Genomic DNA, 26,796 nt, shown 5'->3' with positions numbered 1-26,796 from the left:
CTTTGTTTTGCAGAGGCCCGGTGAGAAATCACCGGGCTTTATTTTTTCACGATGTCGCAGATGCGTTGCACCACCAGCCCAGTGTGTTCCATCGGCAAGAAGTGCGTGGCATCAGCAATCACCTCGATATGGGCCTTGGGCAAACGCTTCTGAATGCGCGCGTGTGCGGTGGTGGGAAATGTAGATCCTCGACCTGCTGCCAGAATATGGATTGGGCAGCCCGGGTCACGAATCCAGCGAGCAGCATTGGGCTCTGTGTGTTGAAAGGTGAGTGATTCCCAGCTGGGGGGGCAGGCCAGTTCAACTTCATTGTTGTGGCTGGGCACAAAACCATGTTCCACATAGGCGTGCAGCCATTCATCGCTCCATGTTCCGAAAGCTTTTTTGCTGCGGTAATTCTCAAAAGCGTCTTGGTGTGTCGGGAAACTTGCACGCCTGCGGGCTGCCGCTGCAGCCATGGCAATTCGGTCAGCAAAACCAAACCAATTCGCAAGGCGTAGTGCAAAACCTTGCCTGGGGTCCAGCAACACTGGTTCTACCAATACAAGGCCTTTTACTTTGTGGGGGCGTTGGGCTGCTGCCGCAAGGCTGGTGGTGGCACCGATTGAATGCCCGGCGAGCCACATGGGTTCGCTGGCCTGGTCAAGCACGGCGATCAGGTCTTGATAGTAAGTGGACCAGCTGCGAAATGTTTTTGGGTTGCCCGCTGACCGGCTTTCGCCGTGTCCGCGCATGTCCCAGGTGTGTACGTCAAAGTGCGGCAATAACTCGCGTAGCAATGGGGTGTAGGTTTTGGCGTTGAACCCGGTGGCGTGTGCCCAATGCAGCTTGGGTTTGTTTCCGGAGTTGGACCAGCGCATCATTTGTATAACGCTGCCATCGTGAGAAACAACGGGGTATGCAGATTCGATCATTCGGAGCGTTCAAGCCACATGGCGTCGCCGTAACTGAAGAACCTGTATTGTTGCGCAATTGCATGCGCATATGCGTTGAGTATGCTGGTTTTTCCGGCAAAAGCAGACACCAGCATCAGCAAGGTGCTTTTGGGCAAGTGGAAATTGGTGATCAGCCTGTCGACCACCTTGAAGCCATAGCCGGGTTTGATAAAAATCTGCGTATCGCCGGCATGGCCGTTGTGCGCAAATTCTGCTGCTTTATTCAAACCTTCGGTGGTGCTTAAATTGCAGCCTGTTTCTGTGGCCCAGGCCTCCAATGCCCGCAGGGAGGTGGTGCCCACTGCAACCACTTTGCCACCATTTTGTTTGGCTTTGATCATGGCTTCGATTAGCGAACCCGAAATGGCATAGCGCTCGCTGTGCATCACGTGTTCGTCGACATTGTCGGTTTTAACCGGCAGGAAAGTACCAGCGCCGACATGCAATGTCAGGTTCAACAGCTTTACGCCGCGCGCCTGTGCGTCTTGTAGCAGCTTTTCGGTGAAATGCAGGCCCGCCGTGGGGGCAGCCACAGCGCCCGGCTCACGCGCAAACACGGTTTGGTAGCGTTCATCGTCTTGAGCATTGGCGCTGTGTTCAATGTAGGGGGGCAGGGGCAGGGCGCCATATGTATCCAGCAGATCGGGCAGGCTCAGGCTGCTTTCCAGCAACTCCAGCTCGTACATCATGTCGTGTTTGGTCAGCACACGGGCTGTGGCCGCGCCAGCCAATACAATTTCACTGCCCGGTTTGGGTGACTTGCTGGCCCGAATCATGGCGGTAAAACGCCGGTCGTCGAGAATGCGCTCCAGCATCACTTCGATTTTTCCGCCACTGGCTTTGTGGCCTTCAAGTCGGGCCTTCAGCACTTTGGTGTCGTTAACCACCAGCACATCATTGGGCTGAAGCAAGTTCAGCACATGCGCAAACAGGTGATCTTCAATGGGTTTGTTGTTGTTGCAAACAAGCAAGCGCGACTCACCACGGTGTTCCGGGGGGTGTTGGGCGATAAGCTGTTCAGGAAGATCAAAATCGAATTCGGACAGTTTCATGGTTGCTCTCATGTTGTCCTGGGGGCTGGTGCCGAGGGCGGGAATCGAACCCGCACGATATCTCTACCACTGGATTTTGAGTCCAGCGCGTCTACCAATTCCGCCACCTCGGCAAGCCCGCAATTATGGCAAAAAACAATATTGAACACAACACCCCTTTGCAGAAATAAGTCATTTTTTTGCGATTGCTGAAAATGTGCCCCTCTCGTGGGATTACCGCTTGCGCAGCGAACCCACATACTGGCTGTGTACCTTGTCCAAAACGGGTTTGTTCACAATGTCTTTCAAGTGGAAATGGTTGCTTACTACGTTTGTAGCCCAGTTGCTGCTGGGGGGCATTTTCACGACCATTCAATACATACACATGGGCAAATTGGCCGAGCAAGATCTGCTTCGCATTCAGGAAAGTTTTAAATCCGAACTAACCAAGGCTCATTTGGCCAACAACAGCCATTCGCTGAACGTACTTTCTTCAATCGTTAGGGATTTCTACTCGCGCCACAAACCCGCAGCCGTGTGGGTGAACGAGGGCAGCGAGGTGACTTATGCCATGGGCGACGTGCCCGACGACCAGACTCAGGCGGCAACCCCATTGTTGTCGATTTTTGATTTACCAAATTCCGGTCAACAACTGAAGGTGTTGTTTGATGAAAACGAAGTGTATCGCAGCCGCAATGACATGCTGTTTTACCTGGCCGGTGTGTTTTTATTGAGTGCGCTGGCCTGCTCCATGATTCTGTTGGGCTTGAGCAATACCCTGTCTGCCCGGCTCGAGGACCTTCGCAGCAAGGCCATGGAATTGCAGTCTGGAAAAATTCAGTCCCGAATCGAGGTGACCGGGCGTGATGAAATTTCCTGTCTGGGTGCGGCCTTCAACAGCATGGCCCAGGCCATTGAATTGCAAATGAAGGCCATGGAGGAAAGCCACGCTCGGTCTGTGTCTGAGAAAAACCGACTCGACATGCTGTTGTCGTCTCTGGCCAGTGGCGTTGCTTATCTGGATGAGCATTTCAACTTGCTTTACTTGAACAAAGCCCTGGCAAAAATGCTGAAAATCGAAACACTCAATCCCGAGTCGGCAAAGCTTGAGTCGGTATTGATTCAAGCTGGGGTGGTTCGAGAGCAGCGAATTCGTTTGAAAGACCTGGTGACTGATTATTTTGGGAACCATGAGATGCCTGTTGAGCTGAATTTCACGGATGGCCGGGTGCTGCAATTCCGGTTTGCGGTGTACAACGACAAAATTCAGGGTGCCCATGCGGTGTTGATTGTAGACGACGTGAGTATTCGCAAAAATGTGGAGGACTTGCGCAATGAGGTAGAGCGCGATCCACTGACCGGCGTGCTGAACCGACGGGGGTTCGACATGACCTTGGAGGCTCGGCTTTCACGGTTGTTGCCAGGCGAAACACTGGGGCTGATGTTTCTCGACCTTGACGGGTTTAAGGCCGTGAATGACACCCTGGGCCACAAAGCGGGTGATCAAATTTTGAAGACCAGCGCCACTTTGTTGAAGGGGGCAACCCGCAATGTCGACCACGTGGCTCGCTTGGGGGGCGACGAATTTGCGATCATCGTGGCCCGTTGTAATATTCAATTGCTGAAAAACATTGCCGAGCGAATTATTGAATCATTTGCCTGCGACAAGCTACTGGTGCGAGTTCGGCAAAACCATGGCTTGACGGTGTCGTGCAGCATTGGCGCGGCCATGCACCCACTGCATGGGCATTCCATTCAACAGCTGCTTGAAATTAGCGATGAGCAAATGTATCAAGCCAAGAAGGCGGGTAAAAACTGCTATCGAATTGCCGGAGTAGCCACTGAACTTTTGCTTGGTGATGCAGCAGTCAAGGTCTAAGTTGGTCAAATGTTTTCATGGTTAGCCCCAGTGTCGAAGCCAGCGATTAGCCGGTAGCCTTCTAGCAACTGAACTGGAGACACAAGACCATGAACATTGTTTGGCTGGAAAGCGAAACCGTACGTACCCCGTTGCCTCGCCCAGAGTGCGCGCACACGTGGACTGAATACCCTTTCACCACTGCAGACACGCTGAAAGAGCGCATCAAGGAAGCGGAAATTCTGATTATCAACAAGGTGAAAATTGGCCCTGCCGAGCTGGACGCGGCACCTAAACTGAAAATGATTCAATTGGTGGCCACGGGTACCGACAACGTGGACAAAGCGGCTTGTGCTGAGCGCGGCGTCAAGGTAAGCAATGTGGTGAATTACGGCCCCGAATCCGTGGCTGAGCACGCCATGGCGTGTATTTTGCAGTTGACCCGCCGTGTACCCGAGTGGGAAACGTTGGTGCATGATGGCAGTTGGAGCGCGTCGCGCTTTTTCTGCTTGCACACACTGCCCATGCGTGGCCTGCACACCCAAACACTGGGCGTGCTGGGTAGCGGTGCGATTGGCGGCAAGTTGATTGAATTCGCCAAAGCTTTTGGCATGACTATTTTGCACATTGAACGCCAAGGCGTTGAAAAACCTCGTGAGGGGTATGTGACTTTCGAGCACGGACTGGCCCACAGCGATGTGCTTAGCCTTCATTGCCCCTTGAATGAGCAAACCAAAGGTTTGATCGGACCAGACACCATTCCCAAAATGAAAAAGGGCGCGATACTGATTAACACTGCACGCGGTGGTTTGGTGCAGTTTGATGCGTTGAAACAAGCCATAGAAAGTGGGCACTTGGGCGGTGCTGCACTCGATGTGCTGGAAGTAGAGCCGCCGCCTCGCGATCACCTGATGGTGCAATGGCAGCACCCGCGCTGTATCATCACGCCACACGTGGCTTGGGGCACCGAAAGTTCGCAGGCCAACGCTGGGCGTTTGGCCATTAAATACGTGGACGAGTTTATTGCTGAAAACCTGTAAGCAGACTGGGTCGATTGGCTGTTGTATGAAAAGTACATTTGCTGCACCCAGCCGGTGCAGCAAGTAAATTTAAAGCGATTGCACAAATAATAAGCACCAAATAGGCTTAGAATGCGTGCATGACACAAACTGAACCGTATACCACCAGCGCAGCTGAAGAAGCTGCACTCGCGAACGTAACCTTTGCAGACTTCGCGCTGCACCCCGACATCCAGAAAGCAATTGATGCCCAGGGGTACACCCAACCTACACCCATTCAAGCCAAAGCCATTCCAGTGGTGCTGACTGGCGTAGACGTGATGGGCGCGGCCCAAACCGGTACGGGCAAAACCGCCGGGTTTTCGTTACCAATTCTGAACCGCCTGATGCCCTTGGCCACGGAAAATACGTCGCCTGCCCGCCACCCGGTTCGTGCGCTTATTTTGACGCCCACTCGTGAGTTGGCTGATCAGGTTGCTGCAAACGTGCACACCTACGCCAAGTTCACACCCCTGCGTTCCACCGTGGTGTACGGCGGTGTAGACATCAACCCTCAAATTCAGGCTTTGCGCCGTGGTGCCGAATTGGTGATTGCCACGCCAGGCCGCTTGCTGGACCACGTTCAGCAAAAAAGCATTAACTTGGGCCAAGTGCAGGTGCTGGTGCTGGACGAGGCCGACCGTATGCTGGACATGGGCTTTTTGCCTGACCTGCAACGAATAATCAATTTGTTGCCCAAAACGCGCCAGAACCTGTTGTTCTCCGCTACGTTTTCGCCTGAAATTCAGAAGCTGGCCAAAAGCTTCATGGTGTCGCCCACATTGATTGAAGTGGCGCGCCGAAACGCAACTTCCGAGAACATCAAGCAGGTCATTTTCGCGCTCGACAGCGAAGAAGACAAACGCATGGCGGTTTGCCACCTGATTCAAAGCAAAGCGCTAAGCCAGGTCATTGTGTTTTCAAATACCAAGCTGGGCACTGCCCGTTTGGCGCGTCACCTTGAAAAAGAAGGTGTATCGAGCACAGCTATTCACGGTGACAAAACCCAGATTGAGCGAACCAAGTCGCTGGAAGCCTTCAAGGCGGGTGAAGTGACAGTGCTTGTGGCCACCGATGTAGCAGCGCGCGGTTTGGACATTGCTGATTTGCCTTGCGTGATCAACTACGATCTGCCCACCACGCCTGAAGATTATGTGCACCGCATTGGCCGCACTGGCCGTGCTGGCGCAAAAGGAACTGCATATTCATTCGTGGTCAAACGCGATGAACGTGCCTTGAAAGACATTGAAAAGCTGATTGGCAAAGCCTTTGTGCGCGAAGAGCTTGAGGGCTTTGTGCCTGGGGTACGTGCGCCAAGGGAAGAGCGAGGCGGTCGCGAAGGTCGTAGCGAGGGACGCGGCGAAGGCCGCAATGAGGGCCGCACTTACGAGGGTCGTTCCGACCGTCGCCCTGCACGAAGTGGTGATGAGGCTGCACCGGCCCGTGAACGCCGCCCTTCACGTGATATGTCTTATCAGGGGGCCCGTTTCAACGACAACGCGCCAATTCACCGCGACGCCGAATACGAACGCCTGCGCGCCAAACTGGCCCAAACACGTGTGAAAGACTCATTGTTCAATCAGCCTTATCAGGAATCCAAGGAAGATAAGGCCGCCGCTGAAGCTGCTGCTTCAGGTCAGTCTTCCTCGGGCATGAACAAACCCAAAAGCAAGAATGCCGCGCCTGTGGCGTTTTTGCTGGGTGGCAGTCCGAGAAACTAAGCCCAGAAATTGAGCCACGCAATTAAGACTTATTGCGCAGCTTGCGCGGCCCGATAACTGGCCCAAACAGGAGTCGCCAATTCAAGCCACTGAGTCACTTCAGTGGCTTTTATTTTGCCTAAACCAAAGTGTTGCCACACGCTGTTCAAGTTCAGCACAGGGTCGTGTTCGGGCACAGCCAAAGCACCGGTTTGTTTGGAAAGCTTTTGCCCGTCTTCGGCCAAGATCACAGGCAAGTGCCAGTAGGCAGGGGGCTTTATAACCACTTGTGTCTCAAGCCCGCTTTGCAGTGCGTTCCACACTGCAATTTGTCGGGCGGTGGTGTCGGTCAGGTCTTCACCGCGCACAATGTGCGTTACCTTGCTGGCCAAATCATCGACAACCACGACTAGGTGGTAGGCCCAAAATCCATCGCCCCGTTTCAATACAAAATCACCACTGCTGGTATTCAAGTCGTCTTCAAACCGCCCTAGCCTGTGGTCTTGCCATTGCACAGGTTCAACTGGGCAGCGAAAACGAATGGCTCGGGCTTTCCGGCCAGCGGGCATGCCATGTCTGCAGGTTCCCGGGTAAATGCGGTTTTCGCCGGGTGCCCGAAGTGAATTGGCGTCCTCAATTTCTTTGCGCGTACAGGCACAGGGGTAGGTCAGGTTTCCCGTTTTTAAGCGTTTCAAAGCGGCTTCATACGCCGCGTGCCGTTTTGATTGCACCCACACTTCTCCTTGCCATTGAAGGCCGTGGCGTTCCAAAGTGTGAAGAATGTGTTTAACAGAGGCGGCGTCGCAGCGCCCCTCGTCGATGTCTTCAATGCGCAAAAGCCACTGCCCTTGATGCACTCTCGCATCCAGAAAACTGCCCAGCGCAGTAGCGAGCGAGCCCAAATGCAGGGGGCCGGTGGGCGAGGGGGCAAAGCGGCCAACGTAGGGCGTTTGTGCAGGTATGTTCGGCACTGTTTATTGGGGTGGTTGAAAGTTAAGCTGCACTGTGGCCAGGTGTTGGGTCCACCAGTCCAGCGCCTTGCCCTGGCTACCGCGCTGCCAGGCGAAACACAAACTGCTTTGGCGTGTAGCATCTTCCGTTTTTTTCACGATCAAATCGCCGTTGGCTACCTCCTGCTCTATCAAATTCCAAGGCAGCCAGCCGCAACCCAAGCCTGCCAGTTGGGCTTTTACTTTTGCTTGCAGATTGGGCACCGTCAGCACAGCCTGCCCGCTTTGCAAACCAAAAGTAAGCGGTTTGAAGTTGCGGGACGTGTCGCCAACGGCTACTGCACGGTATTGGCGAATGGTGTCGATGCAAAGCGGTTCCTCTGCATTGGCCAGTGGGTGGTTCGGCGCCACTGCAAACACAAACAGTGATTGCCCAAAACTTTGAATGTGCAGGCCTGTGGCACTGGCGAACTGGTTTTGATCCAGCCTGCTGCCAATCAACAGGTCAGCCCGGCCTGAATACAGCGCCTCCCAGGTGCCCGACAACACCTCGCTTGAAAAACGCAGCCGCGTTGGGCTTTCCAGCGCATCAAATGCCTGAATCCAGGGTATGGCTTTTTCGAACGGCACCACGGAATCCAGCACAATTCGGAGTTCGGCCTCCCAACCACTGGCCACGGCTTTCACGCGCTTGGTGAGTGCATCGGTGCTTTCCAGTAACTTGCGGCCTTCATCCAGAAGCGCTTTCCCTGCGGGGGTCAGCTTCGCCTTGTGTCCTGAGCGATCGTAGATCAGAACATCCAGCGTTTCCTCAAGCTGACGAAGCTGGTAGGTGATGGCCGAAGGTGCCTTGTTTAAGGCCACTGCGGCGGCGGCAAAACTGCCCCGTGCTTCAATCAATTCAAGCAGGGCAAGGCTGTCGAGGTTGATGGTCATGGGTTCAATTTTTTTGAATGAGTTCGTCAAATTCTACGCCTTGTTTGGCCGCGTGGCACCACCTACACTGAATTCATCATTCAACAGGAGGTTGAACATGTTCCAGATCAGAAAATCCAATGAACGCGGTTATGCCAACCACGGTTGGTTGGAGAGCTATCACAGCTTTTCTTTTTCCAGCTATTACGATCCCAAGCACATGGGTTTCGGCCCACTGCGCGTAATCAATGAAGACTGGGTTCAGCCGCAAACCGGTTTTGGCACGCACGGGCACTGCGACATGGAAATCATTACTTACATGTTGGGCGGTGAGCTTAGCCACCGGGACAGTTTGGGTGGTGGTTCGGCCATCAAGCCCAATCAGATCCAGCGTATGAGTGCAGGCACCGGTATTCGACATTCAGAAATGAATGCGCACAAAACCGATGTGGCTCACTTGCTGCAAATCTGGATTGAGCCTGCCGTGAATGGCGTGGAGCCTGGTTACAAGGATCACGATCTGGATGTAGCCACAATCACCGGCCAGCTTGGCTTGATCGTGACGGGCGACAGGGCCGAGGCCGAGGCGAAAAAAATCGCCTTTATTCACCAGGACGCAAAAATGTACGCAGGCCGCTTGAGCAATCAAAGCGTACATCGTGAGCTGGACCCCGCACGCAAAGGCTATTTGCATGTGGCCAAAGGTTCACTGAGCGTGGGCAATGTGTTGCTGCAAACCGGGGATGCACTGTTGATTGAAGGTGAGCGGGAACTGAATTTTGATGTGAGCGAACAGGCCGAGGTACTTTTCTTCGACTTGCCCGCTTGATTGTTAAAACAACGAGGGAGTAAAAAATGACACAAGTAGCAATTGTTTATCACAGTGGTTATGGTCACACAGCCAAAGTGGCGCAGGCCGTTGAACAAGGTGCAGCGGGCGTGGCGGGTGTACAAACCCACCTCATTTCAGTCAATGACGTGAACGACGCCACTTGGGACGTATTGGCCAAGGCTGATGCCATCATTTTCGGCTCACCCACCTACATGGGCGGTGCCTCGGCGGACTTCAAAAAGTTTGCTGACGCCTCCAGCAAAGTGTGGTTCAGCCAGGGCTGGAAGAACAAGGTGGCGGGTGGTTTTACCAACTCCATGTCCATGAGTGGCGACAAACTCAGCACCCTTCAGTACTTCGTCACCTTTGCCATGCAACACGGCATGATCTGGGTGGGTAGTGCCACCCCGGGTGCCCAAAAGCCAGGTGATGTGAATGAACTGAACCGCGTGGGTTCTTGGGTGGGTGTGATGACTCAATCGGACAATGCCCCGGCGGATGTTACGCCGCCTGCCTCCGACCTGGAAACTGCCAAAATTTATGGGGCACGGGTGGCTGAGTTTGCCAAAAAGTTATCGGTCTAATAGTTTGCCCAAGACGTAAATCGACTGTAATCAAATATCCGTTTGCGGATAAAATGGGAGGATGACAAATTCATCCCCCACATTGCCTTCCACGTTTGTTCACCTCCGCATGCACACAGAATTCTCGGTGCTCGACGGCATGGTGCGCGTGGGCGAGGCTGTCAAGGCCGCTGCTGGCTGCGGCATGCCTGCCTTGGCTATTTCCGACCTGTCCAACCTGTTTGGTCTGATCAAGTTTTATGGCAAGGCTCGGGGTGCGGGCCTTAAACCCATCGCGGCTTGCGATGTATGGATTGAAAGCGACCGTGACGAGGAACAACCCGCACGTGTGCTGTTGCTGGTGCAAAACCACAAAGGCTATTTGCAGCTTTGCGAGTTATTAAGCCGTGCATTTTTGCGCAATCAGAAACGCGGCAAAGCCACGCTGAAATTCGAGTGGTTTGATGAAGTAGGCTGTGATGGCTTGATCGCCGTATCAGGCTTTGCAAATTCCGATGTCGGTCAGTTTTTGCTGGGTGGCAACATGGCCCGCGCCGAAGATTCAGCCCGCAAATTCCTGAAGCACTTCGACGGCCGCTATTACATTGAACTTCAACGCGACGGGTCTACCGAAGCCGAGAATCTGGTGAACCTGAGTTGCCAGTTGGCCGCCAAGTTGCAGTTGCCTGTGGTCGCCACTCACCCCATCCAGTTTTTGAAGCCTGAAGATTTCCGCGCGCATGAAGCGCGGGTGTGTATTGCACAGGGCGAAATTTTGTCGAACCCGCGCAGGCCGCGTCGTTTTACCGAGCAGCAGTATTTCAAAACCGCACAGGAAATGGCAGAGCTGTTCGCCGACATTCCCAGTGCTGTTCGAAACAGCATTCGAATTGCCCAGCGGTGTAATTTAACGCTTGAATTGGGCAAGCCCAAGTTGCCCGCATTCCCCACGCCCGATGGCATGACATTGGACGATTACTTGGTGCATTTGTCGAAGGAGGGTTTGGAGAAGCGTTTGGCACACCTGTTCCCGAATATTGAGGAACGGGAAAAGATGCGCCCGGAATATGAAGCGCGTTTGAAAATTGAATGCGACACCATCATTGGCATGGGCTTTCCCGGTTACTTCCTGATTGTTCAGGACTTCATTAACTGGGGCAAAAGCAATGGTGTGCCTGTGGGCCCTGGACGTGGTTCTGGTGCAGGCTCGCTGGTGGCTTATGCTTTGGGTATTACCGATCTTGATCCCTTGCGGTACGACTTGCTGTTCGAGCGTTTCCTGAACCCCGAGCGGGTTTCCATGCCCGACTTTGACATCGACTTTTGCCAGGACAACCGCGACCGAGTCATCGATTACGTGAAGCAAAACTACGGGCGCGATGCGGTTAGTCAAATTGCGACCTTCGGTACCTTGGGAGCAAAGGCTGTTATTCGCGATGCGGGCCGTGTGCTCGACATGCCTTACATGTATTGCGACGGCCTGTCGAAGCTGATTCCGCAAACACCCACCGATCCTTGGGACCTTGAGCGCGCGTTGAATGAAGAACCCACTTTCAAAGAGCGGGTAGAAAATGAAGACGAAGCCAAGGAAATCATCGCAGTGGCAAGGCCTTTGGAGGGCTTGACCCGCAACGTTGGCATGCACGCGGGTGGTGTGTTGATCGCACCGGGCAAACTGACCGATTTCTGCCCCTTGTATTGTGCTGATGGTTCTACCGATTCTGTGGTGTCGCAGTACGACAAAGACGACGTGGAAGCTGTGGGTTTGGTGAAGTTCGACTTCTTGGGTTTGCGCAACCTAACCATTCTGGACTGGGCTGTGCGCTGGGTGCGCGAGAACTACGAAGACCAGCGCGACTTTCGCCTCGAAGACCTGCCGCTGGACGACCCTGCGGTGTATCAGTTATTTTCAGAGGGCAACACGACTGCAGTGTTCCAGTCTGAATCGCGTTCCGCGAAAGACCTTGAAAAGAAGCTCAAGCCGGACAACTTCGAAGACATCATTGCCTTGATGGCGCTGAACCGCCCTGGCCCTTTGGGCTCCGGCATGGTGGACGACTTCATTGCGCGTAAAAAGGAAACCTCCAAAACCGGCAAAGGGCGCGCGGAGTGGTACTTCCACCCCAAGCTGGAAGGCATCCTGAAAAGCACCTACGGTGTGATTGTTTACCAAGAGCAGGTGATGCTGGTTGCCCAGATTCTGGCCGGCTACAGCTTGGGCGGCGCTGACCTGTTGCGGCGAGCCATGGGTAAAAAGAAGCCCGAGGAAATGGCCAAGCAGCGTGAAATTTTCACGACTGGTGCCACCGAGCGTGGTGTGGACCCGGCCGTGGCTAAGCAGCTTTTCGACTTGATGGAAAAGTTTGCGGAATATGGTTTCAACAAATCGCACTCGGCCGCTTATGCGCTAATTGCGTACCACACAGCCTGGTTGAAAGCGCATTACCCAGCGGAATTCATGGCTGCATCCATGAGTTCAGACATGGATGATACTGACAAGGTCAAGGTATTTGTCGAAGACGCCATGGCCATGTGTCAGGTGCCTGGCAAAAAAGCGGGCACAACCGTCACCATGCTAGGCCCGGACGTGAACGAATCCAATTTCCGTTTCACGGCGGTTCGCATTGATGGTGAGAAGCGTGCAAGCGCCATTCGCTATGGTTTGGGTGCTGTAAAAGGAACTGGCCAAGCTGCCTGCGAGGCGATTGTGGCCGAACGCACTGCGAACGGCCCTTTCACCAGCCTGTTCGATTTCGTGAAACGGGTGGACAGCAAGCAAATTAACCGCAGGGTGATTGAGGCGCTGATTCGCGCAGGTGCATTCGATTCGCTGAATTCTGATCGTGCCAAGTTGTTGGCCAGTTCGGGTCAGGCTATGGAATGGGCTGCCCAACAAGCCGCCACCGCTGCACAGGTGAGTTTGTTTGGTGAAGACCTGGGAGGCGATGCACCACCGGAATTGGTGGATGTGCCCACCTGGAGCGAACGCGAAAAGTTGCAGCAGGAAAAAGCGGCTTTGGGTTATTACTTCAGCGGGCATTTGTTCAAGGCCGATGAAGACAAAGTGCGCCAGTTCGTCAAACTGAAGTTGAAAGACCTGTCGCCGGGCCGGGATTTGGTGTGGATGGCGGGTGTGATTGCCTCGCTACGGACCATGATGACCAAGCGCGGGAAAATGGCGGTTGTGTTGCTGGATGACTCTACTGCGCAAGTTGAATTGTCTATTTTCAATGAGCAGTTTGAGGCCAACCGCAACCTGCTCAAAGAAGATTCGCTACTCGTGCTGCAAGGCAAGGTTTCTGAAGATTCTTACACCGGGGGCTTGCGAATTTCTGCCGAGAACCTGTATTCACTGGCCAGTGCCCGGGCCCACTTTGTCAGCCGCTTGAGGCTGAGCATGAACGGGCAATCGGATGCTGAAAAGCTGCGCGCCATGCTGGAGCCTTTCCGCGATCCCGAGCAGGGTTGTTTGGTCGAAATTGACTATCACAATGGGCAGGCTGCCTGCGTGGCGCAACTGAGCAGCGACTGGAAGGTGCGCCCGGAGGAAGACCTGCTGATTGAAATGCAGGGCTGGCTGGGTGAGGGCAATGCCAAGTGGGTGTTTGGCTAATTGATCAGCCAGTTTGGCGGAAACTATGGCGCTGTCGCCAACTCGTCGGGGTTGCTGAGCTAGCCCAATCAGCAGCGATGTCCCGATCGCCTCGCCTTCAAGAAAACCTGCCCTTGCGTGCCGAGCAGGGCCGGTGTTGCCCAGCATGGGCGACAGAGAACGGACCCGACCCGCAGTTTAGGAGGGTCGTTCTCAGGCATCGCAAGGCTCAGCAAGGGATCAACAGGTTTTCTGGCGAGAGATTGGGATTCGCGCTGATTGTGCAAGCGAACACGCGCTGACTGGGCAGCATGCACAGGCTGATTGCGCGACGAGCACATGCCGCTTGAGTCGAACTCGCTTGCCACTCACAACCGTGTAAACTTCGACCATCCAACCCACGTTCACCTTTCATGCCTGAAAACCTCGACTACACCGCCAAAGGCCTCTACAAACGCTTATTGTCCTACAGCCTTCGCTATTGGCCGCTGTTTGCCACTTCATTGGTGGCCTTGGTTTTTGCCGCTGTCACCGAGCCTTTGTTTGCCAGCTTGATGAAACCGCTGATCGACGAAAACTTCTCCGGTGAACGAACCGAAATGGCGAAGTGGCTTCCAGTCATTATTATTGTGTTGTTCCTCATCCGCGGTTTGGCCACCTACATCAACGAGTATTGCAGTGCCAAGCTGGCTGGATTGGTAGTTCATGATTTGCGGTTTGACATGCTGTCTCGCATTTTGCGTTTTCCCAATTCGTATTTTGTAGAACAGCCCGCCGGTAAAATTATCTCCACCGTGTCAACCAACGTGGATGCGGTCACTGAAGCGGGTTTCAACATCATCACGGTGCTAATCCGAGACGGGGCAATCGTGATCGGCCTTATGGCCATTTTGCTTTACACCAACTGGCAGCTCACCCTGATCTGCTTTGCAATTCTTCCCTTGATTGCCATTGGTGTGTCGGTGGCAGCCAAGCGTTTGAACCGCTTTGCACACAGCGCACAAACCTCGCATGCAGATTTGGTGCAAAGTATTTCCGAGGTAATTGGCGCGCAAAAAATCATCAAGATTTACGGTGCGCAGCAGGTTGAAACCGATCGCTTCATGAAAAGCGCTGATGAAATCATGAAGTCGCGCGTGAAGCTGGTGGCGACCAGCGCCGCCAACTCCGCAATTGTTCAGTGGATACTTGCTGCTGCTGTGGCAGCCGTGGTGTACTTCGCCGGTATTTTGGCTGAAAGCGACAGCATGACTGCGGGCGATTTCGCCTCTTTCATGACCGCGATGATGATGTTGTTGGCCCCGGTGAAGCGCTTGACCAACATCAACCAGCAGCTTCAAAAGGGCTTGGCGGCTGCTGACAACGTATTCCGGGTTGTCGACCGCTCGGTTGAGAATTCCAGCGGCACCCACACCACCGATCGAGCTCTGGGCTATATAGAATTCAACAAAGTGGGCCTTAGCTTTCCTGGTGCCGAAGCGCCTACATTGATGGACATCAATTTGTGGGTCAAACCCGGGCAAACGGTGGGTATCGTCGGTGTGTCGGGCGGTGGCAAGTCAACATTGATCAACTTGCTGCCTCGTTTTCTGGACCCCACAAGCGGCGTGGTGAAGCTGGACAGTGTGGATTTGAAACTATGGGATTTGCAGTGCCTTCGTCGCCAAATTGCAGTGGTAACCCAGGAAAGCCATTTGCTGAATGACACGGTGCGCAACAACATAGCTTACGGCGAAATGCGTGGTGCCAGCGATGAAGCCATTTTAAATGCCGCACGCATGGCCAACGCCCTGCCTTTTATTGAAAAACTGGAAAATGGGCTTGATACGATGCTGGGCGACAACGGACTGAGATTATCTGGCGGTCAGCGCCAGCGTATTTCAATTGCTAGGGCATTTCTCAAGAATGCGCCCATTCTTATTCTCGATGAGGCCACTTCTGCACTCGATTCCGAAGCCGAGCGTGAGGTTCAAGAAGACATGGAGCGACTGCGCCATGGTCGAACCACTTTGGTGATTGCACATCGATTGTCCACGCTGACCACGGCCGATTTCATTATCGTGCTGGACCAGGGCAAGTTGATTGAGCAGGGCACCCACCAGGAACTGCTGGCCAGGCAGGGCAAATACCATTACCTGCATTCCATTCAGAACCAAATGACCGAAATCAAGCCTTGATTGAACCGGCCGGCTGGGCTTGCTCATTGTGTACGTTCAGTGTGTGGGCGCAGTACGCGAGCTCAGTCAATTAGTTTGTTCACCGCCTGAATCACTACATCCGTGGGGATTGCGCTCAGAAGTCGTGTGGTGTCGTCGGTGTTGATGCTGTCCGGGTGGGGAAGTGGCCCAAAGTCGCCCGCGTAAATGACCGTGGCTTTGTCGGACCACGGCCGCCATTCCTGTACCCATGAAGGGCCAAACAGCGCCACCTGCGGCACATTCAATGCAGCAGCCATGTGCATGGGTGCGGAATCCACGCCCACATAAAACTTGCTTAACTTCAGCAAAGCCGCCAACAGGGGCAGGCTCATTTTGCCGCCCACATTCACCAACTGGCTTGAACCCTTTGAAAACTTTGCGCGCGCCAAGCGTTCTATTTCGGCTGTCATCGCCAACTCCACTGGGTCAGGGCTACAGGTGAGTACCACGTGCAAACCTTGGCTCAGCAAATGCACCACCACGTCGGCAAACTTCTCGTCTTCCCAGCACTTAAAAGGCCAACGGGCAGCGGGGTGAATCAATACGAATGGTCCGTTCACTTTGTGCCCGGCCAAGAGTTGGTCGGCTTTGTCCAGGTTTTCAGGGCTGGGGCGCAACACCATTTCACCGCGCAGGCTGCGGGGGTTCACGCCCAAGGCTTGCAGGCACAGCAGGTTTAGCTCCACGGCGTGTGCTTGCCCGCGGGGTGGGGGTACTACGCGGTGTGTAAAGCAGGCATGCCACAGGGCCTTGTCGCGTTTCGCGTAGGCCATTTGTACACGTACAGGCGCATTTGAAAAGCGCGCCACCAACGCACCAATCCATTGGTCGGTCAAATGCACCACGGCATCGTAGCGGGTACGCCTTACCTGAAACACTAGGCCAAGTTCGGCCTTCAGCCTCGCAAAACCTTTCAGCTTCCGGTCGATACACAGCACCCGGTTTAAGTGTGGATTGTTTTGCAACAGGGGCGTGGTTTCTTTGTAAATCAGGGTGTCCACCTGCACGCCGGGAAATTGGTCGTACAAAGCATGGTACAAGGCGGTAGTTAACAGTACATCCCCGTGGTGCCTTAATTTAATCACCAAAATTTTTTGCAAAGTATTTCAACCCGGTATTGATTAGAGTGAATTCACGCCCATGCGCGCGCGGTGGCACATTAAACTGTTAAGTAGACCTGCGCAAACGTTGAGCAAACACAGAGCGAATATAGACCGTGATTTCAACCAATTTTGTTTTTCAATTCAAATGACCAGTATTTTCTTCTCAGAAAGTTCCAAAAATATCGGTGGTCAAGAACTGCAATTGCTCGAGCAGGCGGTGGGCTTGAAAGCCAAAGGTTACACCCCCTACATATTGTGCCGGCCAGGCAGTCGAATTTCTCAGGAAGCCTACAAGCTGGGTTTGAATGTTGAATTTGTAGCCTTTCGAAATGCCATTCACCCGCCCAGTGTTTTAAGACTGGCCAATTTGGTTCGGCAACACAAGCCGGTTGCGGTGGTGTGCCACAGCAGTCACGATGCCAATTTGTGCTCTATTACCATTCATACCCTGGCAAAACTTGGCTTGCTCAAGCCCCGGCCTACCTTGATTCGTATGCGCACCTACCAACCCGGCCCGGCCAAAGCATTCACTTACAACCAAATGTTTGACCAAACCTTCACGCCCAGCCAGGCTTTGAAAGACCAATTGCTGCAAAACAGTGGGGTACTGCCCGAGAAAATTGGTGTTTTGTACCCCGGCATTGATTTTGAAAGCATCGCCGCCGCTGCGGCGCTGGGCTTGCCCGCTGAACTCGATGACCGCCTGAGCGATTTGCAGCAGCGACCTGTGATTGCCCATGCAGCCATGTTCAGGGTTGAAAAGGGGCACAGTTTCATGTTGCAGGTGGTGAAAGCCCTGCTCCCACAGTTTCCGAACCTGTTGTATGTAGCAGCTGGCGAGGGTGAAACCCGCCAGGCTATCGAAACCGAAGCGCGGCGTTTGAGCCTGAGCAGGCATGTGGTGCTGCCGGGCATGTTGAACCCCGTGGCACCGCTCATCAAGCGTGCGGATGTGTTGGTCATGCCTTCCAGTTACGAGCCTTTGGGCATGAGCCAAATTGAAGCTCTGGGCTTGGGCGTGCCTGTGGTTGTCAGCAATGTGGGTGGCCTGCCCGAGACTGTACAAAGTGGTGTAACAGGTTATGTGTGCCCAGCGCCCCATGCGCCCGGTGCGCTCGATGCCTGGGTTCAAGCCCTGGGCGCTGTGCTGGCTGAACCCCACAAAGCCCGAGACATGGCAGCACTGGGCCGGCAAACCGTGTTGGCCCAGTTTGGCAAACAAAGCAATATTGACGGCTTGGTGGGCACCATTCAAACACCAAGGTTGGGTCGCTCTTGATGTCTGGATGTTTGCCAGTGAGTCAGCGAATTGGCGTTTGGTTTGGCCAAGGGCTGCACAGTGCCCTTGCAGCAAGAGCCACACTTGGCCCATTGCAGGCTGAGCATCCCGGAGCAGATTGGGTCTTGTTTGGCCCACGAGGCAGCTTGTTTTTGTTTGAAATGGATGAGCGGGTGCCCGTGTACATCCCATTGCGTGCCCTTGAACCTCGCCGCCCCGCCCAACCTCGCCTTTCTTATTACCTTGAAAAACGCGCGCAGTTTAAAAAGCTGCGCGGTTTGAAGCTCAACCTTTGCATTGGGGTCTCCGCTTTGGCGGATTTGCCAGAGCAAAATCAGCAAGCCGCTGCACAATTTCAGCATGTTCAAAAAATGTTGAATGTTGGCGGGCGGTTTACTCAACAGGATTTATCTGCTTTCCTGCACGCTGAGCGGCCTTTGTTACAGGCTGGGCCTCAAGCATTGGCTTACGCAACCCAGCTGTATCGCAAAACATCGCCGAGTCTGACCAAGGTCGTGGCCTTGCTCTATGCCGAAGAAAATGAATCCACGAGTCTGGATTTGCAATGGCAAGCACTGCAAGCCAGCCTGGCCCAGCTTGGGGGTAATGCGCATTTAACCGTGGCTGCGGTGGTAGGTGACAATCGCTTGTTGGCCCGCCAGTTAAGTACTCACCATCCACATTGGTTACAACTGGGCTTGCCCCAGGCCATGGGCCTGATTGCATACGCGGATCGGGTGATCTGTGCTTCAGAGGTTATCACCCTGGTTTGCGAAGAAATGGGTCGTTCAGACCGCCTCTTGTTGGTTAAAAGTCACAGTTAAGGTGTTGCCTCCAGCCCCTCCTGCTTTGGTGTCTCGTTTGACCGGTTCTGAAATTCTAAGTTTTTCATTCACAAGGCTTTTTGAGGCTCTCAGGGCGATTTTGGCGAATTGTTGATGTCATAAAACTATGGGTTTGATCAATTTCTCCTGTTGCACGTCAGCGACAAAAACACCGATTTCCCCATTCTCACACCACGATTTGGTTGGTCGGCCTAAGGGACCCCGTGTACATTGTCTCTCGTGCCGCTAGAAATGGCGGCAAAGATTCAACCAACACTAATAAGGGTGAAATATGAACAAGAAGCTAGTAGCTGCTGCTCTGGGCCTGGCATTTGCCGCTCCAGTATTTGCTGATTCATCAAACGTAACTTTGTACGGTCGTATCCACCAAACTCTGGATCACCAGTCTACTGAGGCTGGCGGCGTAGATCGCGGCGGTAACTTCGTAGTTGAAGATGCATCCTCACGCTTGGGCGTTCGCGGTGTAGAAGATCTGGGCGGTGGCTTGAGCGCCATTTTCGCCTACGAATTCGGTGTTAACACTGATGAAGTGACTACAGGCAACGCTGGTGAAGCAGGTCCTATGTCCACACGTCACGCTTACCTTGGCCTGAAGGGTGCCTACGGTTTGGCAGTGATCGGTTCACAAGACGGTGGTAACGATTCACAGGCTCCCTTGTATAACCAGGCGTCATTGGTTGGTTCTGTATCAAACAATGGTGGTCCTTTGACAACTGTTGGTTCAACAACCGCCGGTGTTGCTCAGGCAATTACCCGTGAACAGCGCGTTGGTAACTCATTTGGTTATGCCGGCACATTCGCTGGCGTGCAAATTAATGCACGTCACGCCTTGGGTGGTGGTGTAAATGATGCCGCAAACAATACAGCGACAACAGACAAAGAAAACGATGTACGTTCAACTGAAATCGCTGCAACTTACAAACTGGGCGCGTTGACTATTGGTGGTGGTCTGCAAAACATCGAAGCTCAGCAACGTACTCAAGACGCGCTAGACGTGTCAGCGAACGTTGAACGCGTAGTTCAGGGTGTTGCAACTTACAACTTTGGCTCATTCACATTGGGCGGCCTGGTTGCTCAGAAGAGCCTGTTTGCTTCTAACGCAAACGGTGAAGACAGCAACACCGAATACGCAATCTCTGGCACATTGCCAATCAGCGCAAACAGCGGTGTATTTGGTATGTACGCTGACGCAGAGCGCAACGACTTGGTAGCTGCAGAAGATATTACACAGACTCAGGTTGCCTACTACTACGATTTCAGCAAGCGTACTCGCACATACGTGGGTTACAACCGTCTGAACCGCGAAGTGAAAGCAACTGGTGTAGAGTCCGATCAGGACAACTTCACAATCGGTCTGCGTCACAACTTCTAATTCAACGCCAAGCTAAAGCTTGGTTTGAATGCAAAGTTTGAGAAAGCCACCTTCGGGTGGCTTTTTCTATTTCTGTCAACACAACAATATTCACTCGCATGCGAAGCGGAAAAATCAGGCGAAAAAAAAGCACCCGTATACAGGTGCTTTTCAATTTAAGCCTTCGCGGGCTCAGTTTAATAAACGAATTACCGCGTTACTGCATTACTGCAAATTCATATCCAATTGCACGCCGCACAAGGTGCTGCTGTAGCGTGTAGCGCTGCCACTGTTGCTCATGCAACCCAGCGAGGTGGTTTGAAGTTGGTTCTCGGATACTTTCAAGCCAAAAAACAAATCGGGGTACTTGTTGCCTTCTTCACGGCTTAGTTTGAATACCCAATCTCCGGTGCCCCATTGCGCACCCATGGGGGCTTTGTTGCGGTCTTGGTTCAATCTGAACCCGTAGCCTAGCCCACCATTTTCCGAACTGGTCCAGCGGCCCCATTTGCTCAAGGGGTTTTGCCCATCGATATTCAAGGTGACGCCGCCAGCTTGGGCACTGGCCAAAGTGGGTGCCAGCAAAGGTGTTAGCACTAAGCAGGCGCAAATCAATGTTTTTTTCATGTTCTTATTCCCTTCAACAGCAGCAATTCAAGCAATTTGCGCTGTTTCGCATGCAAGGCTTTAATTATGCGCGTAATTCTGGTGTGGATAAAGCGGGAGAAGGCCTGCCTTCACCCCGCCAAACCATTGATTTGACTCAGGTATTTGAACCTGCTGGTTGGAATTTCTTGATTAAAAACAATGGGTTTAGCTGCTTAATTCTCAAGTCGCTTTAAGCCCAGTTTCTCAAACAACTTGGTGTCACGTTCCAATTCCGGGTTGTCTGTTACCAACAGTTTTTCGCCGTAGAAAATTGAATTGGCACCCGCCAAGAAACAAAGCGCTTGGGTGCTCTCATTCATGCTCTCGCGGCCGGCTGACAAACGTACAAAACTGGTGGGCATGGTAATGCGGGCCACGGCGATGGTGCGCACAAAATCAAGCGGATCGATTTCTTCGTTGTCGGCCAATGGTGTGCCTTCAACTTTCACCAAATTGTTGATAGGCACGCTTTCCGGTGGTTCAGCCATATTGGCCAGTTGGGCAATCAGCCCGGCGCGTTGGTTTACCGTTTCACCCAAGCCCACAATACCGCCGCAGCACACTTTGATACCTGCGTCGCGAACATGCTCTAGTGTGTCTAGTCGGTCTTGGTAGGTGCGGGTGCTGATGATATCCCCGTAAAAATCAGGCGAGGTGTCCAGATTGTGGTTGTAATAATCCAGGCCGGCCTCTTGCAGCTGTTTGGCTTGGTGTTCTTTCAGCATGCCAAGGGTGACGCAGGTTTCCAGGCCCATAGCCTTGACTGCGGCAACCATCTCGCCCACAGCTTCAACCTGGTGGTCTTTGGGGCTGCGCCATGCGGCACCCATGCAAAAACGCGTGGCACCTTTGTCCTTCGCGGCCTGTGCGGCTTTCAATACTTCATCGATGGGCATCAGCTTTTCAGCCTCCACGCCGGTGTTGTACTTGGCCGATTGGGGGCAGTAGCCGCAGTCTTCAGGGCAGCCGCCGGTTTTAATGGAAAGTAGGGTTGAAAGTTGCACGGTGTTCGCATCGAAATGCTCGCGGTGCACCTGCTGCGCCTTGAAAATGAGGTCGTTGAACGGCAGTGCGAACAGGGCCTCGATGGCCGCCACGCTCCAGCGCTGTGTATCAAGGGTGGGAGGGGCTGCTTTTTTGTTTTCAACCCAGGTAATTTGGCTTTCCATGTGCATCCTTCAGAACAATTCGCTTCCGGGGCCGGGTGCAATTAGTCTGCCCCAGCGTTGTAATACTTGCATCAGTGTTTGGTAGGCGTTTTCCAGTGTCTCGGGCTCGGTGCAATAAGGCGGCACCCAATACACGGTGTTGCCCAAGGGTCGCACCACAATGCCCAATTCGAGAAACGTTTGGCGTATCCATTGACTCGCGCTTGAACCGTACTGACTGTGACTGGATTTTAGCTCAAAGGCCGCCACGGTGCCGCACACGCGCGGATTTTCAATCAGGGGGTGGCAGGCCAAGGCAGGCAGCCACCGCTGGTGGGTGGCTTCAATGCGGCGAATGTTCGTCCACGTATGTTCTGCGTCGAACAAGGCGAGGCTGGCCAGGGCTGCAGCGCAACCCAATGGGTTTGCGGTGTAGGAGTGGCCGTGCAGCAGGGCATGGCCAACCTGGTCGCTTAAAAACGCGTCGTACACCGCTTGGCTGGTGAGTGTGGCTGCCATGGGCATGAAGCCGCCAGTAAGCCCTTTTGAAATGCAAATGATGTCGGCTTGCCCCCCAAACTGTGCCACTTGTTCGGCGGCAAAAAGGGTGCCGGTTCGGGCAAAGCCCGTGAAGACCTCATCAAATATCACCAGCACGCCTGCGGCTTCACAGCGTTTGCACAGTTCAGCCACATGGGCCGCACGCATGAATCGCATGCCACTAGCGCCTTGAATCAGGGGTTCCAGAACCATTGCAGCGATTTCCCCGGCACCGCTGGTCAATAGTTGATCCAAGGCAGCCAGGGCCTCTTCTTCAGTGCAGGCGCAAACACCGGTGGGTATGAAATCAACCTGAAACAGCCAAGGCGCGAAGGGGTCGTAAAAACCGCTGGACTTACCAGTGGCCATGGCGCCGAAGGTGTCACCATGGTATCCACCTTCCAACGCAACAATTCGATTTTTACCGGCCACGCCCTTGTTTTGCCAATATTGAAAGGCCATTTTCAGGGCCACTTCAATGGCGGTGGACCCATTGTCGGAGTAAAACACCTTGGCCATGGGGGCTGGGGCTTTGTGCACCAGGCGTTCGGCCAACTGCACAGCAGGCGGGTGGGTTACACCCGCGAACATCACATGTTCAAGCTCAAGCGCTTGTCGCGCAATGGCCTTTGCAATGGTGGGGTTACTGTGACCATGAATATTCACCCACCAACTTGAAACAGCATCAAAGTACTTGTTGCCTTGGGCATCGACCAAAAACTCGCCCTCACCACGCACCACTGTCAAAGGTGGCGCGGCAGTTTGCATTTGCGTGAAGGGGTGCCAGCAGTATTGCGCATCCAGTTCAAGCAATTGGGTGTGGGAAAGTTGTGTCATGAGGGCTGTGCGATCACAAGCTGTCAAGCGCCCGAACAAGGCGTTCGGGCATGCCAAATTCAGCCAGTGCCTGCGGGCTTAATTCAGTGAAAACCGGCAATTCAGCCAACACCGGCACTTCACCAAAATGTTCGATCGCCTCACGGTTGGCAGGGTTGGTCTCACCCACCATCACCACGCCCAGTACAGGCATGCCAGCGAATTTCAAGGCCTGCAGTGAAAGGCAAGTGTGGTTGATGGTGCCAAGCCCGCTGCGGGCTACCAGCAAAGCGCAGCTGCCCAGGTGTTTCATCAGGTCGAGCATGGTGTCCCGCCAGTTCAAGGGCACCATGCAACCGCCCGCGCCCTCCACTACGAGTCGTTCGGCGTTGGGAAGTGTAAAATCGGTCAGTTGAATTTTGACTCCATCGATGTCGGCAGCCTGATGAGGCGACAAAGGCTGAGTCAGGCGGTATGTCTCCGGGTGCACTGCACAGCCACTCAGGCGGGCAATCCACTCGCTGTCGCTACCACCTTCAAGCCCGCTTTGTACCGGCTTCCAGTAATCTGCTTGCCAGTGTTTGCAAAGCCATGCACTGGTGATTGTTTTGCCGATGCCGGTGTCGGTGCCAGTCACAAACAAATGTTTCACGGCCGTTCCAGGTAGTAAAAACCAATGTGGTAGTTCATGGTGCAGGCTTCGCCCAAGGCGGATATCACCTTGCGCAAATTAACCGGTGTGTGGTTTACGCGGGGCTGGTCCGCACCAATGGCACGCAGGCTGCGTGCAAATGAAAGCCCATCAGGATGGTGGTCCAGAAAGTTTTTGGTGTGGTGTGCAGTGCTTGCTGCAATGCCTTCGGCCACCAATGCGTTCATGATGTCCTGCAAGTCATCGTCGCGGGGCAGGGGACGCAGACCACTGGTTTGCCCGGTGTCCTCGTGTGCCACTTCCCAGGCTTGAAAAGAGCCATCCAGCAACACGCTGAAAGCCACGGTGTTCGATACTGAAAGCCAGCGTCGAATGGCTTCTTCAATGTTGCTGAACCATTGCGCGCACATGCCAGAAATAAGCAGGGAATGATTGGGAATCCACAAGTGCTCTACCGCCAACTCCTCGCCATTGAGCAAGTGGGTGTTCAGGCGTTCAGTGGGATACTTGCGTGTTAATTCGGTCAGCATACCTTGCGCCAAATCGACAGCATGCACTGCACTTTCGGGAAACTTGTTCAGCAAATGCTCGGTTAAAAACCCGGTACCGCTGCCCACATCCACACAAGCCTTGGGGTTGAAGTCGACAGGCAGCATCTGATCCAGCCACTGACACAGGTGTTGGGCTGAGTGTTTTTGCACGCGCGCGTGGTGATCGTAATCGCGGGCAGCATCGGAAAAGCGGCGTGAGGCAGCCTGGGCTGAATTCAATTTTCGCGGCAAGGCGTTTTCAGACATTTCAATGCGGCTTGAAATTAATGCTGGCTGAGAAGGGGCAACAAAGTGTCAGTATACCGCGCAGGGGCGGTGGCAATGCCTGCGTGCTCGGAAGCCAGTGTATGCAACACGCGGTTTTGCTCTTTCAGTGTGTGCTCAAAGCATTGCAGTGCCAAAGCCAGTGGCACTATTTCATCCGTGTTGCTGGCCCAGGCATGTAATTCGGCACCCTGTGAAAGGGTCTGTTGCAATGCCTGTGCTGTGTTCAAATCTTGCAAGCTGCGAAGGTCGGTCAACAAGGTTTGTTCATCCAGGGTGGCCCACTGCGCATGGTGCCCACAACGGTTGTGAAAATCGCGCAGTACCTCCGGCATGTTGTGTTCTGCTTTCTGGATCATGCGTGACAGCAAACGCGGAGGATTACCTTGGGTGTTGGAATCGCTTTTCACGAAGTGAGTAAAGCCATGAATACTCAACAGGCTGTGCCATCGCACTGAAAATTCCAGAAGTTTCGAAAAGCCCAGCGAGTGCCCCAGGCCCAGCCAAGGTACTTCGGCGTAGGCCAGTACCAGGTTGTGCAGTACTTCGGTAGCGTAGTGTATCCATTGGCCTTGCGTGCGGATACCCGGGGTATGAATCATCAAACCTTGTTTGGCTTGCTCTGGAAAGTAGCCCGCTTCCATGCAAACAAACAAGGTGGTGTTGCGTGTGCTTTCGGGAAGCGTTGTCAACAAGGCATTGAAGAAACGGTGGTTGTAACCCCAGCCGTGGGCCATTAACAGCACCTGCGTAATTTCGGGCCGCTTCATGCGCTCACCTTCCAGCTGGCCAGTGCGTGGAGCAGTTGCTCATACACGGCAAGAGTGTGGCCAGTGTTCAGTGCAAGCCGAACCCGTGCGGCATTGGGGGGCACGGTGGGAGGGCGTACGGCAGAGGTTCGAATGCCTGCTTGTTGTAAATGGGCCTTGAGTTCGAGGCAGGCAACGTTACTGCCCACCACCAAGGGAACAATGTGGGTGTTCGACAAGCCCGTGTCGAAGCCCAACTCATGCACTCGCTCTCGCAGTGTGTCGGCGGCGGTGTGCAGCGCGGAACGTTCGGTATTCATCCCCAGAATAATTTCCAATGCTTTGCCAACCGCGCCAATCACAAAAGGCGAGGGCGCGGTGGAATACACAAAGCCGGTGCAACGGTTGACCAGGTATTGTTTGAATATTTCACTGCACGCGATGTAAGCACCGCTTACCCCCACAGCCTTGCTGAAGGTGCCCATGATTACCCAGTGCCCCAAGGTTTTCAGCGCATCTATGGCGGGGTGTTGAATCGCTCCAAGGCCTCGACCTTCCGGTCCCCAAATTCCCGTGGCATGGGCTTCGTCCAGGTACACCACAGCCTTGTGTTGCAGGGCAATTTCCGCAAGCTGTTCGATTGGCAGCAAATCCCCTTCCATGCCGAACACGGTTTCCGAAACTATGATTTTCGGCTGAGTTGATTCTTGGTGTTTACTCAGCAATTCTGCCAAATGTGCCATGTCGTTGTGGCGAAACCGAATCTGCTTAACCCCCGCGAGTTGGCAGGCATGGTGCAAGCTCGCGTGGTTCAGGCGGTCGGTGAACACAAGGGGCTCAGTGCCACCAACCATGCCACCCCACAGGCTTTTGTCCAATAGTGCGGCCAACCCGCTGGCATTGGCTTGGTAGCCACTGGAAAATACAAGTGCGGCTTCGGCGTTTTTGAATTGTGCAACTTGCGACTCCAGTTCTTCAAAGCAATCGAGGTTGCCAGACAACAAACGTGAACCGGTTGCACCTGCACCGTATTTTTTCGCGCATTCATGGCCTGCCTCTACAATGTCGCAGCGCTGGGCCAAGCACAAATAATCGTTGCTGGAAAAGTCGAGTGCACGCTGGTTCAAAGGGCAGGGCAGCAACACCCGCTTGCCGCTGTCTTGGGCCAAAAGGTCAAGGCGTTGCTGGCTGGCTTGGCTCAGGTTCATCGCGCTTAGG

At 53.8% G+C, this 26,796-nt stretch carries 22 protein-coding genes, 1 tRNA gene and 1 pseudogene; 11 read left to right on the top strand and 13 right to left on the bottom strand.

The annotated features are described in order from the left end of the window. Window positions 1-38: 38 nt before the first annotated feature. The 3 genes from PY990_RS01965 to PY990_RS01955 form a co-directional block, all read right to left on the bottom strand. Window positions 39-914 carry an alpha/beta fold hydrolase gene (locus tag PY990_RS01965; RefSeq protein ID WP_275270179.1) on the bottom strand — a complete coding sequence of 292 codons (876 nt, stop codon included), beginning with the start codon at window positions 912-914 and terminating at the stop codon, window positions 39-41. After that, window positions 911-1,987: a tRNA preQ1(34) S-adenosylmethionine ribosyltransferase-isomerase QueA gene (queA, locus tag PY990_RS01960; RefSeq protein ID WP_413789481.1), complete on the bottom strand. Its 1,077-nt coding sequence runs from the start codon at window positions 1,985-1,987 to the stop codon at window positions 911-913. The genes PY990_RS01965 and queA overlap by 4 nt, the downstream gene beginning before the upstream one ends. A gap of 26 nt (window positions 1,988-2,013) precedes the next feature. Further along, window positions 2,014-2,100 (bottom strand) — tRNA-Leu (locus PY990_RS01955). Between the two features lie 164 nt (window positions 2,101-2,264). Between PY990_RS01955 and PY990_RS01950 the strand changes: the two genes are divergently transcribed. The 3 genes from PY990_RS01950 to PY990_RS01940 all read left to right on the top strand — a co-directional run bounded on the left by PY990_RS01950 (window position 2,265) and on the right by PY990_RS01940 (window position 6,603). Then, window positions 2,265-3,845: a GGDEF domain-containing protein gene (locus PY990_RS01950; RefSeq protein ID WP_275270177.1), complete on the top strand. Its 1,581-nt coding sequence runs from the start codon at window positions 2,265-2,267 to the stop codon at window positions 3,843-3,845. 89 nt (window positions 3,846-3,934) lie between these two features. Then, entirely contained in the window at window positions 3,935-4,864 is a 930-nt protein-coding gene (locus PY990_RS01945) for an NAD(P)-dependent oxidoreductase (protein ID WP_275270176.1), read from the top strand. Between the two features lie 119 nt (window positions 4,865-4,983). Next, entirely contained in the window at window positions 4,984-6,603 is a 1,620-nt protein-coding gene (locus PY990_RS01940; protein ID WP_275270175.1) for a DEAD/DEAH box helicase, read from the top strand. 29 nt (window positions 6,604-6,632) lie between these two features. Here PY990_RS01940 and gluQRS read toward each other — a convergent pair whose 3' ends face one another. Together gluQRS and PY990_RS01930 are read right to left on the bottom strand one after the other, a co-directional pair. Beyond that, a complete protein-coding gene (gluQRS, locus tag PY990_RS01935) occupies window positions 6,633-7,553 on the bottom strand; it encodes a tRNA glutamyl-Q(34) synthetase GluQRS (RefSeq protein ID WP_275270174.1) in 921 nt (306 codons plus the stop codon). 3 nt (window positions 7,554-7,556) lie between these two features. After that, window positions 7,557-8,498 carry a LysR substrate-binding domain-containing protein gene (locus PY990_RS01930; RefSeq protein WP_343075061.1) on the bottom strand — a complete coding sequence of 314 codons (942 nt, stop codon included), beginning with the start codon at window positions 8,496-8,498 and terminating at the stop codon, window positions 7,557-7,559. Window positions 8,499-8,565: 67 nt separating this feature from the next. Here PY990_RS01930 and PY990_RS01925 point away from each other — a divergent pair, with 67 nt between their 5' ends. The 4 genes from PY990_RS01925 (at window position 8,566) to msbA (ending at window position 15,611) form a co-directional block, all read left to right on the top strand. Further along, entirely contained in the window at window positions 8,566-9,276 is a 711-nt protein-coding gene (locus tag PY990_RS01925) for a pirin family protein (protein WP_275270173.1), read from the top strand. 26 nt (window positions 9,277-9,302) lie between these two features. Then, on the top strand, window positions 9,303-9,863 hold the full coding sequence (locus PY990_RS01920) for a flavodoxin family protein (protein WP_275270172.1): 561 nt from the start codon (window positions 9,303-9,305) through the stop codon (window positions 9,861-9,863). Window positions 9,864-9,924: 61 nt separating this feature from the next. Continuing rightward, window positions 9,925-13,455: a DNA polymerase III subunit alpha gene (gene dnaE, locus PY990_RS01915; RefSeq protein WP_275270171.1), complete on the top strand. Its 3,531-nt coding sequence runs from the start codon at window positions 9,925-9,927 to the stop codon at window positions 13,453-13,455. 392 nt (window positions 13,456-13,847) lie between these two features. Then, the gene (gene msbA, locus PY990_RS01910) at window positions 13,848-15,611 is read left to right on the top strand and encodes a lipid A export permease/ATP-binding protein MsbA (RefSeq protein WP_275270170.1); all 1,764 of its coding nucleotides are present in this window, start codon (window positions 13,848-13,850) and stop codon (window positions 15,609-15,611) included. A gap of 62 nt (window positions 15,612-15,673) precedes the next feature. Here msbA and rfaQ read toward each other — a convergent pair whose 3' ends face one another. Continuing rightward, window positions 15,674-16,732 (bottom strand): putative lipopolysaccharide heptosyltransferase III, encoded by a 1,059-nt coding sequence (gene rfaQ / locus PY990_RS01905; RefSeq protein WP_275270169.1) that lies wholly within the window; start codon window positions 16,730-16,732, stop codon window positions 15,674-15,676. Between the two features lie 148 nt (window positions 16,733-16,880). Here rfaQ and PY990_RS01900 point away from each other — a divergent pair, with 148 nt between their 5' ends. The 3 genes from PY990_RS01900 (at window position 16,881) to PY990_RS01890 (ending at window position 20,231) form a co-directional block, all read left to right on the top strand. Then, on the top strand, window positions 16,881-18,014 hold the full coding sequence (locus tag PY990_RS01900) for a glycosyltransferase family 4 protein (RefSeq protein WP_275270168.1): 1,134 nt from the start codon (window positions 16,881-16,883) through the stop codon (window positions 18,012-18,014). 17 nt (window positions 18,015-18,031) lie between these two features. Then, on the top strand, window positions 18,032-18,838 hold the full coding sequence (locus tag PY990_RS01895) for a hypothetical protein (RefSeq protein WP_275270167.1): 807 nt from the start codon (window positions 18,032-18,034) through the stop codon (window positions 18,836-18,838). Window positions 18,839-19,130: 292 nt separating this feature from the next. Beyond that, window positions 19,131-20,231 carry a porin gene (locus tag PY990_RS01890; RefSeq protein WP_275270166.1) on the top strand — a complete coding sequence of 367 codons (1,101 nt, stop codon included), beginning with the start codon at window positions 19,131-19,133 and terminating at the stop codon, window positions 20,229-20,231. 204 nt (window positions 20,232-20,435) lie between these two features. Here PY990_RS01890 and PY990_RS01885 read toward each other — a convergent pair whose 3' ends face one another. Next, entirely contained in the window at window positions 20,436-20,837 is a 402-nt protein-coding gene (locus tag PY990_RS01885) for a hypothetical protein (RefSeq protein WP_275270165.1), read from the bottom strand. On the opposite strand from PY990_RS01885, the gene PY990_RS01880 reads away from it, so the two are divergent. Beyond that, window positions 20,825-21,052: a hypothetical protein gene (locus PY990_RS01880; protein ID WP_275270164.1), complete on the top strand. Its 228-nt coding sequence runs from the start codon at window positions 20,825-20,827 to the stop codon at window positions 21,050-21,052. The genes PY990_RS01885 and PY990_RS01880 overlap by 13 nt on opposite strands. Here PY990_RS01880 and bioB read toward each other — a convergent pair. From bioB to PY990_RS01850, 6 genes and pseudogenes are all read right to left on the bottom strand, one after another. After that, window positions 21,047-22,027 (bottom strand): annotated as a pseudogene (bioB, locus tag PY990_RS01875) (biotin synthase BioB); the annotation flags it as partial. The gene PY990_RS01880 and the pseudogene bioB overlap by 6 nt on opposite strands. Window positions 22,028-22,036: 9 nt before the next feature. After that, window positions 22,037-23,383 carry an adenosylmethionine--8-amino-7-oxononanoate transaminase gene (gene bioA, locus PY990_RS01870; RefSeq protein WP_275270162.1) on the bottom strand — a complete coding sequence of 449 codons (1,347 nt, stop codon included), beginning with the start codon at window positions 23,381-23,383 and terminating at the stop codon, window positions 22,037-22,039. Window positions 23,384-23,396: 13 nt separating this feature from the next. Continuing rightward, window positions 23,397-24,014, bottom strand: coding sequence for a dethiobiotin synthase (bioD, locus tag PY990_RS01865; protein WP_275270161.1), 618 nt, complete (start codon window positions 24,012-24,014; stop codon window positions 23,397-23,399). After that, the gene (locus tag PY990_RS01860) at window positions 24,011-24,811 is read right to left on the bottom strand and encodes a methyltransferase domain-containing protein (RefSeq protein ID WP_275270160.1); all 801 of its coding nucleotides are present in this window, start codon (window positions 24,809-24,811) and stop codon (window positions 24,011-24,013) included. Before PY990_RS01860 ends, bioD begins: the two co-directional genes overlap by 4 nt. A 17-nt stretch (window positions 24,812-24,828) precedes the next feature. Next, on the bottom strand, window positions 24,829-25,599 hold the full coding sequence (locus tag PY990_RS01855) for a hypothetical protein (RefSeq protein WP_275270159.1): 771 nt from the start codon (window positions 25,597-25,599) through the stop codon (window positions 24,829-24,831). After that, window positions 25,596-26,786 carry an aminotransferase class I/II-fold pyridoxal phosphate-dependent enzyme gene (locus tag PY990_RS01850; RefSeq protein ID WP_275270158.1) on the bottom strand — a complete coding sequence of 397 codons (1,191 nt, stop codon included), beginning with the start codon at window positions 26,784-26,786 and terminating at the stop codon, window positions 25,596-25,598. The genes PY990_RS01855 and PY990_RS01850 overlap by 4 nt, the downstream gene beginning before the upstream one ends. Window positions 26,787-26,796: the final 10 nt, after the last annotated feature.

The organism is Limnobacter olei (assembly GCF_029087225.1).
In the GTDB taxonomy this organism is placed as follows: domain Bacteria; phylum Pseudomonadota; class Gammaproteobacteria; order Burkholderiales; family Burkholderiaceae_B; genus Limnobacter; species Limnobacter olei.
The sequence above is the reverse complement of the archived record's forward strand: the minus strand, read 5'-3'. Positions and strand labels throughout refer to the sequence as shown.